The following is a 15,718-nucleotide window of genomic DNA, read 5'->3' as shown; positions in this document are numbered from 1 at the left end:
GTACCGGGATGCTGTCTGGTAAGGTGAACTCCAGTATTCCCGGGGTTCAGAAGTTTAAGGAATCCCGCTTCAGCCCTGGCCTGAGTTGAGCAGGCGGCTGTTTTTTTCTCCCCTGAAAGGCTTGCTCGCGTCGAGGAAATCTTCGTTTGTCCGCATGGTATAGGCAATGACGACGAGGTAGGTGATGGCGCGCGTCAGTTCGAGGCGTGTCACCAGATCCGTTTCCTGGGCATCCAGAACGCGCAGACGGCGGACGGCGGCTTCCGCGATACGGGCCGCCTTGTCATGGCGCCGGGTGGACTGTTCCACATAATGCAGAACCAGCAGGATCGGGCGTCGCGCGCTCTCTGGCAGATATTCACGGTCCAGCAGGGTACGCAGCCTGATGACATTCAGGCCAAGGGTCAGTGTTGCCAGTGTTCCGAGGATACAGGCCTCGATCAGTGGGGCAGGCGTCGGTCCGGCATGGCGGATCAGGCGGGCAAAGCGATCCGTATTGCGGCCGATCCATACGCTGATCCGGGGGGTAAAGCCCGGATGGGCCAGACGCTGCAACTCTCCCAGCATGATACGGCGCAGACGGAAACGTTCGGCATCGCTGCTGAATGGCAGCACGCTCCGGAAGACAATGACACTGACGGCCACGGCCAGAACGGTCGCCATGTTGCCGTTGTAGAAGGCGATTTCGTTCATGACGTGATGGTTCTGGAGGCCCAGCATTGCCGGAAGCAGCAGGCCATAGGCGGCTGAACCGCCTGCGGTGGCAGGATTGCCTTTTGCCAGTCCGCCCAGAAACATGGCTGGACCGAGAAAGAGCGCCAGGGTCTCAAATGTCGTGACTTTCGGCATGAGCACGAAGACCAGAATCCAGGCCATGAAATAGGCAGCCACGGCGCCCTTGAGGAACTCTGTCGTGCCGAGAACCGGATTTTCCTTGGTGGCGAAAAGACCGCAGACCAGTGTCGTGATGGCGATGAAGCCGAGGCCGTTCGGCCAGGCCGTCACTTCATAGATATAGGCCGTGATCAGCACCGCGCAGGCACCGCGCAGACCGTTATGGACCGCTTCGCGGGTGTCGCGATGGGTTTCGAGCTGGAAATGGAAGTGATCGCCCCGGATGCGATGGGTACTGGCTTCGTATTCCTTGATGGCCTGTTCGAGATCTCCCAGAAGTTCTCCCAGAGAGACGAACAGGATGCGTTCATCCAGTCTGTCGCCGCGCTGTTTCTGACCTTCATCGGTCAGGTCAAACGGTTCCTGACCGGGAATGGGTTCATGATCAGGGCGGATATCGCTTTCACGATGGGGGGCTGCATACAGCCGGCAGATATCCCGAAAGTGCTGCAGATCCGCAAGGAGGGCAGGGACGGCATTCTGGTCGGGGAGGCGTTGAGGAAACTGCTTCAGAAACGCAAGAATCTCGTCGGCCGTCCGGGTGAAGTCCGGGTGATCGTGGTTGAGCACCTGAAGGCGCATGGCCATTCCGAAGCCACGGGAAAGCAGGGCCGAAACCGCCGCAAGCGCTGCACGCGCATGGTCGCCTTCATGACCATGGGGCCCCATCTCGACTTCAGCGAACTCGATCTGGTCATTGATCGTCAGGATCGTGCCGAACTGACGGCGGGCAGCGTTGAGCGCCCCGCGTTCTTCCCCAAGAAGGCTGCACAGCGTGGTCGTGACAAGGACCAGTGCCGACTCAAGCTTCTGACGAAGCTGTGCGCGGGCGTGTCTTTCCTGACTGGTGGCGAAAATGAGTCCCATGAGTGCTTCGCACAGCACGCCAAGCACGATGTAGGTGCCACGGGACATTGCGATCATGAAGACATTGTCGGGATTGGAGGCCGCGCCCATGCAGATGATGGAACAGGTATATCCCGCAAGAACAAGGGCATAGGAGCGGAAGTTGCTGACGAATGTCGCAAATCCGCTGCACAGGCCGATCCAGACCGCGATCATGGGAAAGAACATCCATGGTGCCTGCGGAGCCGCGGCCATGATGCTGATGGCCGCGATGGCGCCGCTGATGGTGCCGACGATACGCCATTTTGCCTTGGACTGACTTTCACCCCGGCTGGTCTGCGCAACTGCCCAGACGGTCATGGCCGCCCAGGCCGGGTCATCCAGTTCCATCCAGAACGCAATGCCCACTGCCAGACAGGCCGCGATGGTATTGCGCAGGGCGAAGGTTACGGAGGAGGGGCTGGGAGCGTACAGCCATGAAAGAAAGGGACGCGCGCGCGGCCGCAGAGGTGCAGGCCGTGTGGTCGTGTTATCCGGAGTCGGTTGTCCCGAGGAGATGGTGCTGCCACTCATTGCGGGAGTTTCTTACCCTTAACAGCATTATCCGGCGAGAGCGGAAATTGCCATTCTGAGATCGGTTACAAATTTTGTATATTCGCGTGTCCTCGACTCCTCATCCGGAAGGCGGAGCAGATAAGACGGATGCACGGTTACCAGTCCGATACTTCCATCCTCCAGAGGAATATGCCTTGAACGTTCACGTGACACTGTGACCTGACGTCCCAGGACAGCACTCGCTCCTGTAACGCCAAGCATCACGGTCACTTTTGGGACGAGGACCTCGCGCTCCCTCGCCAGCCACGGCGCGCAGGCCGCTATTTCCGTCGAGTCCGGTTTCTGATGGATACGACGCGGTCCTTTCGGAACAAACTTGAAATGTTTGACGGCATTGGTGATCCAGGCGTCCTGCCGGTTTCCGCCAGCCTCTCTCAGGGCGCGATCGAACAGTTGACCTGCCGGGCCGACGAACGGTCGTCCCTGAAGATCTTCCTGGTCTCCGGGCTGTTCCCCAACAAAAATGATTCTGGCCTCTGGCTTCCCTTCTCCTGAAACGGTCCGTGTTGCCGGTCCGCAGAGATCGCACATCTTGCAGTCAACCGCTTTCGCCCGCAGGCTGGCCATCGACGGAGATGCTGCAATGTCAGCGGCCTGTGGATGCAGTCGCACCGGAGCAATTCCATCCCACCAGGCATTTCCGGCACCTGCCGTGGCGAGGGTGCGTGCGGCCGCAATGGTTTCGGATGGGTCAGAACTCTCGTTTTCCAGTCCTGGCCCGAAGCGATATTCATGACCGTCCCAGCACAGTGTCCGTTCAGGAGCGATTACAATCCATGGAGTGGGGCGCAGGTTGGACAGGGCAGTAGCCTGACTGTCGATCACGGCAGCAGCGTGAGAAGTCCGGATGACCTGCCAGTCCGGATTGCGTGCATCCGGCATCTGGCAACGAAGGTCGAGCGCCCGCTCCCGGCTCTGTGCGGCGAGTTCCTGTAACTGTCTCACAAGCCCGTCGGGCACGGACATGCCGTCACGCAGGGTCTGAAGTGTTTCATAGAGTAACCGGAACCGGTCAGAATCTTCGGAGACGAAAACGGCCGGGAAAAGGGATGCCAGAGATCGCGGTATGTTTGTCGTGGAAGGTGCAGATGGAAGGACGCGTGTGGCAAAGGGGGCATACAGGTCTGCCGGGGCCTCTGTTATCCATCGTATCGCCTCGGCGGCTACCCTGTCGTGAAGCAGTTTTCTCGACCACGCGCGCCAGCCGGAAAAATCACTTGCGGTTGCAAGCACAACAGTTTCGCCGTTCATGTCACCATCCCAGTTGTAAGCTGCAGGATTGAATACTCCCGCAATTGCGCTTACCTTTTTTTGTTTGCGGGCTATTTTGATATGATGATAATCATGACTCGGCGAAGGCACATGTCAAATATTTCCATGCAGCATTTACCTGATCGTTTGCAGGCGTTATAGAACTCAAAAAATTCATTCGAGCAGAGGGATGAAATATCATGTCCGAAAACACTTTCAATACCGGCCTTCTGGAACTGACGGCCAAGATCGTTGCTGCTCAGGCCTCCCGCGGTACCCTTGAGGCAGAAGCTCTGCCAGCCCTGATCCGTCAGGTATACGACGCTCTCTCCAAGGCTGGAGTTCCGGAAGAAGAGCCGCAGTCCGAGCGTCCCCAGCCGGCCGTCCCCATCAAGCGCTCCGTTTTTCCTGACTACATCATCTGTCTTGAGGACGGCAAAAAGCTGAAGATGCTCAAGCGCCATCTTCAGAGCGCCTATGGCATGACGCCGGAACAGTATCGCGAACGCTGGGGCCTTCCCTCAGACTACCCTCTGGTCGCCCCGAACTACGCGCAGCGTCGTTCCGCGTTGGCCCGTGAAATCGGTCTGGGACGAAAAATCAGCGCAACTGCTGGTGAGGGCAAGAAAGAAGGCACGCGGAGCCGTCGGGCAAAGAAGGAAGACTGAAGACTTCACGATTGGCTGATGAGATCCCTTCAGATCATGATATCGTCAATTGACCGCCTTCAGACCGCCGAGACGGGAGCAGTTCCATTAACTCTGAACTGAACACCTTTCTGGCGGGACATGTAAAACATCGGCAACTGATGGTCTGGCGGGTCGGGGCTCTCGTCGCCTTTTTTGCCGCTGTTATCGTTTGCATGGCAGGACGGGGCGGTTCTGCCGGTGCGAGTTTCAGTCACCGACCCCATATCGTTCGGCTGGCTATTACGGGTATCGTCCAGAATGACGTTTCACGCACTGTCCGTGCGCTGAAACAGGCGCAGAATGCGTCGGATGTGACCGGACTGCTGCTTGTGGTGGATAGCCCGGGTGGTGGCGTGACAGGTGGGGAACGCCTGCATGAAGCCGTCAGGCGTTTTGCCGCTGTCAAGCCGGTAGCTGTCTCGATGGGGGATATGGGAGCGTCCGCAGCCTATATGCTCTCCGTTCCCGCACAGCACATCGTGGCTTTGCCTTCCACGCTGACGGGGTCGATCGGTGTGATTTTCCAGCGTCCCGATGTCTCGGTGGGCCTTGGACGACTGGGAATCGGGATGGATGCCATTACCTCAGGTGCCATGAAAGACCAGACGGATCCGACGAGTACCCTGACGCCTGAAGGACGCCAGATGCTGCAGGGGCTCGTGAATGACCTGTTCGGACAGTTTGTTTCCATGGTGGCCAGTGGACGCCATATGAGCGAAGAGAAAGTTCGCTCACTGGCTGATGGGCGTGCCTATACGGGACGGCAGGCCATCGCCCTTGGGCTGGTTGATGAGCTGGGAGATGAAGATGCCGCACGGCTCTGGCTCAGGAAGCAGTTGAGGATTGGCAATGCCTCCTATCCTGTTCTGCCGCTACTCCCCGCGCCCTCGCGATCCTGGTATCAATGGCCCGGCAAAAAGGCGCTTCTGAAGGGGCTGCTGGGGGGAGCTTTCTCCAGTGCTATCGATCATGAAGGTCTTGACGGAGCCGTTGCGATTTTGCAACTCTGATGGCCTGTTACAGAAGGCGGAGTCAGGTGGAAGAACTGTCATGACCCGATCCGAACTTATCGCGGAACTGGCTGCTGCGTATCCGCATCTTCTCACCCGTGACATAGAGCGCATCGTTCACGCTGTTTTTGACGAGATCGGCGCCGCACTGGCGCGCGGCGATCGTGTTGAACTGCGGGGATTTGGGGCGTTTCTTCCGCGTGAGCGGGCGGCCAGAACCGGACGTAACCCTCGAACTGGTGATGTTGTACCTGTCGAGGAAAAAAGTGTCCCCTTCTTCAAGGTAGGCAAAGAACTCAGGGAGCGCGTCAACCAGCGTCTGTCTTCGCGGAAAACTGGCGATTGAGTGAATTGTGTCCGCGCTGCATCAGGATCCTGACAGAACGCTTTGCCAGCCTGTTGGGGCTGGTTCAGAAAACCGGTTTTGCGGTATCGTAAGGCCATGAAGCCTGTTCCCCGTTTTCTGGCTATATGCGGCTGTGCTGTCAGCCTCTCCCTCTCGGTGTCATCCGTGGCACGAGCGCATGGGGCCGTAAAATCCCCGGCAAAGAGCCAGATTCATCACAGCGCGACAGCGAGGCTGTCACAGGCAAAAGTCTGCTACCGGCTCGCCTCTGGGGTCATAGTGCTTGAACAGATGCCCAACAGTGCCCGGCGTTTAGGGCGTGGCAGCGGGTTTGCTCCGATCGGGGAGGCAGTGTTCCGCTCCAACAACCGGGTTCATGCGTGTTCTTCGGTGCATGGACGCAGGGGATAGGGGCGGTCCTTCCCGCCCGCCCATTTCCTAGTCGTGGCCCTTGAGGTTGCTGATTTCCGAAAGAAGGAAATCGCGGAAAACCGCGATCCGCTTGGATGTCCGCAGTTCTTCCGGATAGACGAAATAGGCTTCCACCAGCGGGACCTGCTGGTTAGGTAAGATCCGGACCAGACCGGGATAGCCTGTCGCAGCATAGAGGGGCAGGGACCCGATGCCCGTTCCCGCTGCAATGGCATTTGCGACCGCAGAAATATTGTTGATCGCCAACCGACGGCTGCCCTGTCGCGCCACACCTTCCTGACGGAGCAGGTCAAGCAACCAGTTCACGTTCGGGAGCGGCAGGTGCCAGCCCGCGAAACTGATGATCTGGTGATTGGCCAAGTCTTCCAGGGAGTGCGGTGTGCCGTGGCGTTCAAGATACTCGGCACTTGCGTAGATCGGCATGGGGAAGTTCGCGAGATGACGCTGTACCAGATCGGGCTGCGTGGGCGGATGCAGCCTGATGGCAACATCCGCTTCGCGCATTCCCAGATCCAGATCCGCATCCTCGAGCAGAAGCGTGACTTCGATATCGGGATGCAGTTCCAGAAACCGGTTCAGTCGCGGAGACAGCCATGACAGCCCGAACCCGGTCGTCGTGGTGATCTTGATCTTTCCGGCCGCGCGTTCCTTGCTCTCGCTCAGGAATGCCTGGGTCAGCGCCAGTTTCGAGAACACCTCCCGCACCGTACGGTTCAGGACATCGCCCTGTTCCGTAAGGATCAGTCCGCGCGCATGCCGATGGAAAAGTGGCACGCGCAGAACGTCTTCAAGGGCGGAGATCTGACGCGAGACCGCCGACTGGCTCAGGCCCAGCCGGTCACCGGCATGGGTAAAGGACCCGGCTTCCGCCACGGCATGAAAAATGCGCAGCTTGTCCCAGTCCATCTGGTTTTCTCCCCGTTCGCTGATGCGACGGTCCTCGTCCTTCTTAACCATATGTCCCGGCGTTATCCGTCAAGATATGTCGTTGAATGGACGAAACTGTCTGAACCGCACGCGAGGGTCAAGTTTTTGTCATGGCAGGTATGCCAGAAAGATATCGTTCGGCTTCCAGCGCGGCCATACAGCCCGTTCCGGCTGCCGTCACGGCCTGACGGAAAATCCGGTCCTGAATATCGCCAGCGGCAAACACACCTTTGACGGATGTTGCCGTTCCGGCGCTTTCGGTCAGGATATATCCGTCTTCGTCACACGTGACTTCATGCCGGAACGGACCTGTATTGGGTGTGTGACCGATGGCAATGAAAACGCCATCCACATCCAGCTTTGAAAGTGCTCCGGTCCGGGTATCCTTCAGCACGATTCCACAGACCACTTCCGGTTCTCCGGAGCCCAACACTTCCTCGACGGCCTGATTCCAATGCACTTCGATCTTCGGGTTGGAGAAGAGACGTTCCTGCAGGATGCGCTCGGCCCGCAGATTGTCCCTGCGATGGATGAGATGTACTTTGTCTGCATGATGCGTCAGGTAAAGCGCTTCCTCGACGGCCGTATTGCCGCCGCCAATCACGGCGACCGTCTTGCCCCGATAGAAAAACCCGTCACAGGTCGCACAGGCCGACACACCGCCGCGCTGAAGGCGCTTTTCCGATTCGAGCCCAAGCCATTTCGCTTGTGCGCCCGTTGCAATCACGACTGTCCGGGCCCGGAACTCGTCTCCCGAATCCCCGACTAGCCGGAAATAACCATCTGGTCCCGGACCGTTCTTCAGATCAGCCTTCACGATCAGATCATAGATCAGGCGTGTCCCGACATGTTCGGCCTGTGCGCGCATCTGTTCCATCAGCCACGGCCCCTGCACAGGAGTCGCAAAGCCAGGGTAGTTTTCAACGTCAGTCGTGATGGTGAGCTGGCCGCCTGGCTGCATTCCAGTGACGAGAATCGGCTTGAGACTTGCACGGGCAGCGTAGATTGCTGCCGTGTAGCCAGCAGGGCCAGCGCCAACGACCAGCAGATCCGTATGATGGATTTCGGGCATGATTGGTCCTCAGTGGGTATCTGGTCCCCTCATATAAAGACTTCGGACGCATGTGCCATCTTTGCGGATCATGTCACGTGCCATATACGTCGAATTGAAATGAACGCTTCTTCACACCCCGCACCGATTGAACTGGATGCCATTGATAGGCAGATCATTGCCGAACTCCAGGCCGATGGACGCATGACCAACGTGGAACTCGCCCGTCGGACCGGCATTTCCGCGCCTCCCTGTCTGCGACGTGTCCGACGACTTGAGGAACTGGGAATCATCAAGGGCTATCACGCCGAAGTGGACGCCCCCCTGCTGGGCTGGTCCCTGAATTTCTATGCCCTGATCGGCCTTGAGAGCCAGAAAGGGAGTGTCCTCGAGGCTTTCGAAGCGCAGGTGGGCGCATGGCCCGAAACGCGTGAATGCCACATGATCCGGGGCGGTGGAGATTTTCTGGTGCGCCTCGTCGCCCGTGACGCCGCCCATCAGAACGCCCTCACACGCCTGCTGACCGACAGTCCTCATGTTGTCCGCGTCCAGACCCTCCAGACCATCCATACAAGCCGTGATCTTGCCGGCGTGCCGATCTGACGGCTGATTCCATGACCGCTTCCCGGCTGCTGCCTCTTCCGGCCGAACTGAGCGTCATAGTCCCATGCTACAATGAGGTCGCCAATGTGGCGCCGATGGTCGCGGCGCTGGACAGCGCGCTTGAAGGCCGGAAATGGGAAGTCGTTTTCGTCGATGACAATTCCCCGGATGGCACGGCTGCCGAGGTTTCCCGTCTTGCGCAACTGGACCCGCGGGTCCGGGTGCTGTGTCGGGTTGGTCGCCGTGGTCTGTCCTCAGCCGTAATCGAAGGCATTCTGTCCTCCAGTGCGCCGTGGGTTGCGGTCATGGATGGCGACCTGCAACACGACGAGACCGTTCTGCGCACCATGCTGGCCGAATTACAGGCTGGTGCCGAAATCGTTGTGGCAAGTCGGCATGTCGAGGGTGGGGACAGTTCCGGTCTGGCGGGACACTGGCGGCATCTCCTGTCCAATGCGGGTATCAGGGCCGCACAGGTTCTCATGCCGCACCCGCTGAACGACCCGATGAGTGGCTTCTTTGCCATACGGCGAGACCTTTTTGACACCCTGCTGCCCCGTCTGTCCGGAACGGGCTTCAAGATCCTGCTCGATCTGGTGATGTCCGCGCCCCGGACGGTCCGGATCGTCGAAGTGCCGTTCGTTTTCCGCCCGCGTCTGGCAGGGGAGAGCAAACTCGATGTTGTGGTCCTGCTGCAGTTCGCGACCATGCTGCTCGACAAGCTGACGCGCGGTTGGCTGCCCACCCGGTTCATGGCATTTGCGCTGGTCGGGCTGATCGGCGTGGCGGTCAATGTGGCCGTTCTGAATCTGGCAGGGGCCTGCGGCCTCGGTTTTTCCTGGGCCCAACTGGCGGGAACCGCTGTCGCCATTCTGACGAACTTTCTTCTCAACAACCGTTTCACCTATCATGACCGGCGTCTCACGGGAGCGAAACTCTGGAGAGGGCTGGTTATTTTCGTCGCGGTCTGCTCGCTGGGCGCGGTCGCCAATATCGGGATTGCCCGCATGATGCTGGATAGTGCGGGTCATGGTCACTGGGAGCGCTCTTCCGCAGCCGGGGCCGTTGTTGGCGTTGTCTGGAATTACGCGGTCTCTTCCACCCTCGTCTGGCGCTGAAATCTTGACCGATACCACACGGCAACTCCGGCTTTTCTGGGCGCTTCTCGCTGCCTTGACGATTGTCCGTCTGTTCCTTGCCGCCAGCGTTCCGCTAACACCGGACGAAGCATATTACTGGGTCTGGTCCCGCAACCTCCAGCCGGGCTATCTGGATCACCCGTTCATGGTGGCCCTGTGGATACGCATCGGAACCTGGGTGGGCGGGAATACGCCGCTGGGTGTGCGCCTGCTTGGTCCGCTCTCTGTCCTGCCGGGAAGCTGGGCGCTCTGTCAGGCTGCCCGCCGGCTTCTGCCGGGTAGCCCATGGCCCCAATCCGGGCTCAGCGCCGCGCTCCTGCTGAACGCGACGCTCATGCTGGGGCTGGGTGCCGCCACCATGACGCCCGACACACCTTTGCTGTTTTTTATTACGCTGTTTCTTTACACGCTCAGCCGCGCCATCGATCCGGGCGTGACGTCGCGTGCAGCGCTTCCATGGTGGATCGGTTCGGGTGTTCTGCTGGGGCTGGCTTTCGATTCAAAATATACTGCCGTTCTGATCGGCCTCGGACTAGGAGGCGCCGTTCTCACGACCGGCCGCCTGCGCCGGCAACCTGGTCCCTGGCTGGCGATTCCGGGGCTGTTCGTGGCGATGTCGCCCGTCATCCTGTGGAACGCCTGCCATCACTGGGCCAGTTTTCTCAGGCAGGGTGGTCGGGCAGGGGACTGGCATCCTGCACGGGCAGTCCAGTTTCTGGGGGAACTGCTGGGAGGGCAGGTCGGTCTGGCCACGCCCCTTATTTTCATTCTGTTTGCAGCCGGGGTCTGGGCCTGCCTGAAGCGCAATCGGCTTCTGGCATGGCTGGCCCTGGTTCCGACGATCGTGTTCATTACCCATGCTTTTGGCGACAGGGTTCAGCCGAACTGGCCGGCCGTGATCTATCCGGTTCTTGCTCTCGCTGCCATTGAGGCAGGCTGGCGCATCCGCTGGCCGGTTATCAGCGGTATGGTCATAACCCTCATCGTCTGCATACAGGCTGTTTTTTCGCCCCTTCATCTTGTGCCGCATCGGGATCCGGTGCTGCGTCTGACCGGCGGCTGGGACGGGTTTTCCCGACAGGTTGCCTTGCAGGCCAAGGCAGAAGGCGCCACCGCTCTGGCTGTTGAGGATTATGGTCTGGCTGCCCGGCTGGCGTTCACACAGGATATCCTGCCCGTCATCGGGACAGATCCGCGCTGGCATCTCTTCCGTCTTCCCGGAACAGCCGCTGTAAAAGCAGTGAGGATCGCAGAACAGCGGCATGACGTGTCGCCGGAAAAAGCCGTGACACTCTGTCGGGAAGTCCGGGATCAGGCCGTCCGCTGTTATACCGTCAGCCCACCAGCTTCGCTTGTCGGCGTGCAGCTTCCAGGCCGTTCTTAAACCTCTCCTTAAGACTCGCCTGCCATACTGAAATCACTCAGGAGGCGGGATGTCCAACCAGAACGGCAAAGAAGCTCGAAAGATCATCATCAAGCGTTTTGATGTGGTCGAAGGCGGTCATCATGGCGGTGCGTGGAAAATTGCCTACGCCGATTTCGTTACGGCCATGATGGCGTTCTTTCTGGTCATGTGGCTCATCAACGCCACGACCGAAGAACAGCGCAAGGGTATCGCCAATTTCTTTAATCCGATGGCTGTCTGGAAAGACATGCCACCACCAGTGGATAACGTCCTGCCCGCGGCACCCGAGCCGGTCTCTCTGGAAACGAAGCCGGTTGCCCTGAAGCCGGGAAAAGACCAGTACGGCAAACAGCCCCGGGGTGGCGCCAGCGGCCAGCAAAAGGCGGATCAGACCGATCCCGGCATTCATACGGCACAGATCGTCGTCCTGCATGACAGTCAGATTCAGCCCGGTGAGCCTCCTGTCACGCCCTCTGCCCGGAAAGCCGAGCAGGAGGCCAGAGTTACGGCGGCCCAGAAAATCCAGGCTCTCATCAGCAATACGCCCGAACTCGCCGATATCCGCTCACAGGTGTCGGTCACGGTTGGGGATGACGGACTGCATGTCCAGATCGCAGATTCCGACCATCAGCCGATGTTCGCCATGGGACAGTCCTCTCCCAACCCCCATGCCGTCCAACTGATCAAAGCAATTGTACCTTATCTCGAAAAACTGCACGGCAAACTGTCCATCGCCGGTTATACCGACGCCGCGCCCTATCGCCCCGGACAAATGAGCAACTGGAGCCTGTCGAGTGCACGTGCGGTCGCCGTGCGGGATCTCGTTGTCCAGAGTGGTTTTCCGGACGGGCGGTTGAAGTCCGTCAGCGGATATGCCGACCGGAACCTTTTTGATCCCGCTCAGCCCCTTAGTCCCCGGAACCGTCGCATCGTTCTGGTGCTGTCGCCCGATATTTCGCAATAAATTACAAGTCAGTCAGGAAATTTTCGGATGTTCATCATTATCGGTCTGGTCGTTGTTCTGGGCTGTGTTTTCGGATCGTTCGTGGCTTCCGGAGGCGCCATTGGCCCTCTCGTATCCTCAATGCCTTTCGAACTTCTGACCATTCTGGGCGCTGCCATCGGAACCTTTCTGATGGCCAATTCCATTGCTGCCGTGAAGCATCTTCCGGCCGGGATCAAGAAGGCCATGAAAGGCTCCCAGTACGACCGGGCAGATTATGTCGATCTCCTGAGTCTGCTGTTCCATATCGTGAAACTGGCTTCCTCCAAAGGGTTCATGGCGCTGGAATCCCATATCGAAGATCCACAGGGCAGCACGATTTTCGGAGCTTTTCCGAAAATCCGCGACAATCCCCATGTCTGCTCCTTCATCTGCGATTATCTGCGCATGGCGGGGATGAACGCCACTGATCCGTACCAGATGGACGAAGTGATGGGGAACGAACTCAAGAAGAACATGCGCGAGGAAATGCATCTCCCCCATGCGCTTCAGTCCGTCTCCGATGCACTGCCGGCTCTGGGGATCGTGGCTGCGGTTCTGGGGGTGATCAAGACCATGGCTTCCATCAGCAAACCTCCCATCATTCTGGGTGAAATGATTGCAGGAGCGCTGGTCGGCACATTTCTGGGTATTCTTCTGGCCTATGGAATTGTTGCGCCGATCGCCAGCCGGCTGGGGGGTGTGGTCGAGGAAGAAGCTTCCTATCTCGACCTCGTCCGCTCCGTTGTCGTGGCGCATCTTCAGGGGAATGCACCGCAGGTCAGCGTCGAGATCGGCCGCAAGAGTATTCCCTCCGATCTGATGCCGAGCTTTCAGGACGTCGAGGAAGCCGTCAGTGCAGCGGCTGTGGCCTGATCTGTCAGATCTCTTTACGATGCCGATATCGTCGGTATCGTAAAGGCTTTCCATGTTTCCTGTTTTTGCGAGAGCACTCTGCCTCTCGCTTTCCATCCTGCCGCTGGCAGCTTATGCGGGCACTTCCTCTCTTCCATCTCCGGCTGAACTGAGCCAGACAGATGGAGCCAAAGCCCTGGCCTGGGTCAGAGCGCAGAACGCCCATACTGAAGCGACGCTGACCTCTGACCCGCGTTACAGGCCGCTTTATCAGAAAATCCTGAGTGCCCAGCAGTCCCCGGCGCGTCTTGCCGTGCCCCGGCAGCAGGGGGGCGAGATCTGGAACTTCTGGCAGGATGATGTCCATGTCCGCGGTATCTGGCGCAGCGCTTCGACCGCGTCCTTCAACTCCGGTCATCCGGACTGGAAAACGCGTTTTGATCTCGATGCCCTGGCGCGTACAGAGCATGAAAATTGGGTCATGGAAGGTCTGGATTGCCTCACCCCGGAGGAGCGCTTCTGTCTTATGTCCCTGTCCCGGGCGGGGGAGGATGCGCATGTCGTGCGGGAATATGACACGCAGAACGATACTTTCGTAAAAGACGGTTTCGCCTTGCCGTCTGGCAAACAGACCGTCACATGGGTTGATGCCGATACAATTCTTGTTTCCCGTGACTGGGGTACTGGCGATGTTGGGCTCACCAGGTCAGGCTATCCCTATTCGGTCCGGCTGCTGCATCGTGGCCAGCCACTGAATCAGGCTGTCGAGGTCTATCGTGGACAGCCGACAGACATGGATGTGTCCCCGGAAAGTCTGCGTGATGAAAAGGGGTGGCAGCTTTTTCTCATCAGCCGTCACCGTGATTTTTTCCACACGGAACTCAGCCTTTTCGATCCCGCTACACGTCAGTTGACCCGGCTGTCGCTTCCTGAGAAATACGACAGCCTGTCGTATCTCGACGGTCAACTGGTCCTGCATCTGTTGCAGAACTGGGTGTTGCCCGGCCAGACATTCCAGGCCGACAGTCTTATCGCTCTGGATCTGAAAAATCCTGCTGCTCCCCATCTCATCCTGGCGCCTACCTCCCGGCAGACCATCGGGGACGGAATGGGGGAGGCACTGGCCGTAACGCGGGGCGGTCTGGTGGCGGTGCTGTATGACAACGTCCAGCCTGTTCTGAAGCTCTTTCGTCATGAGGGGAACGGGGCGTGGACTGCCCGCTCCATTCCGCTTCCCCGGAACATGACGGCGGAAATCGTCTCGTCAGACCCGAAGCTTTCGCAGGCCTATCTTCAGCTTGAAGGATTCATTCAACCGCCCCAGCTCTGGAGTCTGGATACAGCTTCACAGACCGTACAGCCCCTGTACCGACAGCCAGACCTGTTCGATGCGTCCAGTCTGGTTGTGGAACAGATGTCGGCCACCAGTACGGATGGTACGGCCATCCCGTATTTCATCGTCCATGCAAAGAACTGGCAAAAGGATGGCGCCCGCCCGACGCTGATGACAGCTTATGGCGGCTTCGGACTGTCCTATCTGCCGGTCTATCATCCAGACCTTGGAATTACATGGTTTGACCGTGGTGGTGTGTATGTGATGGCCAATATTCGCGGCGGGGGAGAATTCGGGCCCGCATGGCATGAGGTCGCACGTCGGGAAGGGCGTCAGAAAGCCTATGACGATTTCGCCGCCGTTGCCCGCGATCTGATCGCCCGGCATATCACCTCGCCGAAGCATCTGGGACTGCGGGGGCGGTCCAATGGCGGTCTTCTGGCGGGTGTGGAGTTCACCCAGCATCCTGACCTGTGGAATGCGGCGATCATTGGCGTCCCGCTGCTGGACATGATGAATTACGAGCAGATGGCGGCTGGTGCGTCTTGGGCTGCAGAATATGGCAGCATCTCCGAGCCAGGGCCGCGCGCCTTCTGGGAAAAGATGTCGCCTTTGCAAAATCTGAAAGCTGGCGTGTCCTATCCGGAGCCGTTCATCTTTACGTCAACACGGGATGACCGGGTTGGCCCGATTCATGCCCGACGGTTCGCGGCCCGGCTGGAGAGCCTGAAACTGCCATTCCTCTATTACGAAGATGTGGAAGGTGGACATGGCGGCACGGTCAATGCCGCAGAGGTCGCCCATGAGCGGGCTCTCGAAGCCATCTATCTCAGCCACAGGCTGATGGACGTCCATTAACGTCCTGACCCATCCTCTGCCCGTTCAAAGCGGGCAGGGGCGCCACCTCAGGGGGGAAGACATAAAAAAAAGCCGCTGTCCCGAAGGACGCGGCTCTTTTTCCGTTCGGAGGACGGGAAGACTTAGAAGCCTTCACGCTCCAGACGCTTACGCTCCATCTTGCGGGCGCGGCGAACAGCTTCAGCTGCTTCGCGGGCGCGCTTCTCGGAGGGCTTTTCGAAGTGGCGACGCAGCTTCATCTCACGAAACACGCCTTCGCGCTGCATCTTCTTCTTGAGCGCCTTAAGCGCCTGGTCAACATTGTTGTCACGAACGAGAACCTGCACGGTGCCGTCAACTCCTTATGGGCCCGCTCTTCAGCGCCACCCGTGATATGGCAATCCAACTAAGGATGGTGCCCTTAACACATCTTTTGCCGGGAACGCAATTCATTCAGCCGCGCTTGAATGGATTATTCCTAACGCGCACTCTGGGCTGACCAG

14 protein-coding genes are annotated in these 15,718 nt (G+C 58.8%); 9 read left to right on the top strand and 5 right to left on the bottom strand.

What is annotated here, in order from left to right; all coding sequences use genetic code 11:
- Nucleotides 1-69 precede the first annotated feature (69 nt).
- Nucleotides 70-2,313, bottom strand: coding sequence for an FUSC family protein (locus ABF859_RS01495; RefSeq protein WP_415525437.1), 2,244 nt, complete (start codon nt 2,311-2,313; stop codon nt 70-72).
- A 27-nt stretch (nt 2,314-2,340) separates the two neighbouring features.
- A complete protein-coding gene (locus ABF859_RS01490; RefSeq protein ID WP_415525435.1) occupies nt 2,341-3,606 on the bottom strand; it encodes a UdgX family uracil-DNA binding protein in 1,266 nt (421 codons plus the stop codon).
- A 200-nt stretch (nt 3,607-3,806) separates the two neighbouring features.
- On the opposite strand from ABF859_RS01490, the gene ABF859_RS01485 reads away from it, so the two are divergent.
- The 3 genes from ABF859_RS01485 to ABF859_RS01475 all read left to right on the top strand — a co-directional run bounded on the left by ABF859_RS01485 (nt 3,807) and on the right by ABF859_RS01475 (nt 5,651).
- Nucleotides 3,807-4,274: a MucR family transcriptional regulator gene (locus tag ABF859_RS01485; RefSeq protein WP_415525433.1), complete on the top strand. Its 468-nt coding sequence runs from the start codon at nt 3,807-3,809 to the stop codon at nt 4,272-4,274.
- 86 nt (nt 4,275-4,360) lie between these two features.
- Nucleotides 4,361-5,305 carry a signal peptide peptidase SppA gene (sppA, locus tag ABF859_RS01480; RefSeq protein WP_415525678.1) on the top strand — a complete coding sequence of 315 codons (945 nt, stop codon included), beginning with the start codon at nt 4,361-4,363 and terminating at the stop codon, nt 5,303-5,305.
- 40 nt (nt 5,306-5,345) lie between these two features.
- Entirely contained in the window at nt 5,346-5,651 is a 306-nt protein-coding gene (locus ABF859_RS01475; RefSeq protein WP_415525431.1) for an integration host factor subunit beta, read from the top strand.
- A 438-nt stretch (nt 5,652-6,089) separates the two neighbouring features.
- Here ABF859_RS01475 and ABF859_RS01470 read toward each other — a convergent pair whose 3' ends face one another.
- Together ABF859_RS01470 and trxB are read right to left on the bottom strand one after the other, a co-directional pair.
- On the bottom strand, nt 6,090-6,989 hold the full coding sequence (locus ABF859_RS01470) for a LysR family transcriptional regulator (RefSeq protein WP_415525675.1): 900 nt from the start codon (nt 6,987-6,989) through the stop codon (nt 6,090-6,092).
- A 118-nt stretch (nt 6,990-7,107) separates the two neighbouring features.
- Complete coding sequence (trxB, locus tag ABF859_RS01465; protein WP_415525429.1) at nt 7,108-8,082, bottom strand: thioredoxin-disulfide reductase; 975 nt, start codon at nt 8,080-8,082, stop codon at nt 7,108-7,110.
- Nucleotides 8,083-8,181: 99 nt separating this feature from the next.
- On the opposite strand from trxB, the gene ABF859_RS01460 reads away from it, so the two are divergent.
- Genes ABF859_RS01460 through ABF859_RS01435 form a run of 6 tightly spaced genes read left to right on the top strand, consistent with a single transcriptional unit; the run spans nt 8,182 to nt 15,236 of the window.
- Complete coding sequence (locus ABF859_RS01460; RefSeq protein WP_415525427.1) at nt 8,182-8,664, top strand: Lrp/AsnC family transcriptional regulator; 483 nt, start codon at nt 8,182-8,184, stop codon at nt 8,662-8,664.
- An 11-nt stretch (nt 8,665-8,675) separates the two neighbouring features.
- Nucleotides 8,676-9,782, top strand: a complete 1,107-nt coding sequence (locus ABF859_RS01455; RefSeq protein ID WP_415525425.1) for a glycosyltransferase — start codon at nt 8,676-8,678, stop codon at nt 9,780-9,782.
- A gap of 4 nt (nt 9,783-9,786) precedes the next feature.
- The gene (locus ABF859_RS01450) at nt 9,787-11,187 is read left to right on the top strand and encodes an ArnT family glycosyltransferase (protein WP_415525423.1); all 1,401 of its coding nucleotides are present in this window, start codon (nt 9,787-9,789) and stop codon (nt 11,185-11,187) included.
- A 49-nt stretch (nt 11,188-11,236) separates the two neighbouring features.
- Nucleotides 11,237-12,172: a flagellar motor protein MotB gene (locus ABF859_RS01445; protein ID WP_415525421.1), complete on the top strand. Its 936-nt coding sequence runs from the start codon at nt 11,237-11,239 to the stop codon at nt 12,170-12,172.
- A 27-nt stretch (nt 12,173-12,199) separates the two neighbouring features.
- Nucleotides 12,200-13,066, top strand: coding sequence for a flagellar motor stator protein MotA (motA, locus tag ABF859_RS01440; protein WP_415525419.1), 867 nt, complete (start codon nt 12,200-12,202; stop codon nt 13,064-13,066).
- Nucleotides 13,067-13,118: 52 nt separating this feature from the next.
- The gene (locus ABF859_RS01435; RefSeq protein ID WP_415525417.1) at nt 13,119-15,236 is read left to right on the top strand and encodes a prolyl oligopeptidase family serine peptidase; all 2,118 of its coding nucleotides are present in this window, start codon (nt 13,119-13,121) and stop codon (nt 15,234-15,236) included.
- Nucleotides 15,237-15,358: 122 nt separating this feature from the next.
- On the opposite strand, the gene rpsU is transcribed toward ABF859_RS01435, so the two are convergent.
- Nucleotides 15,359-15,562 (bottom strand): 30S ribosomal protein S21, encoded by a 204-nt coding sequence (gene rpsU, locus ABF859_RS01430; RefSeq protein WP_011251722.1) that lies wholly within the window; start codon nt 15,560-15,562, stop codon nt 15,359-15,361.
- Nucleotides 15,563-15,718 lie beyond the last annotated feature (156 nt).

Source organism: Gluconobacter sp. (assembly GCF_047722525.1).
GTDB lineage: Bacteria > Pseudomonadota > Alphaproteobacteria > Acetobacterales > Acetobacteraceae > Gluconobacter.
Note: the sequence above shows the minus strand (reverse complement) of the source record. Positions and strands in the feature narration are given on the sequence as shown.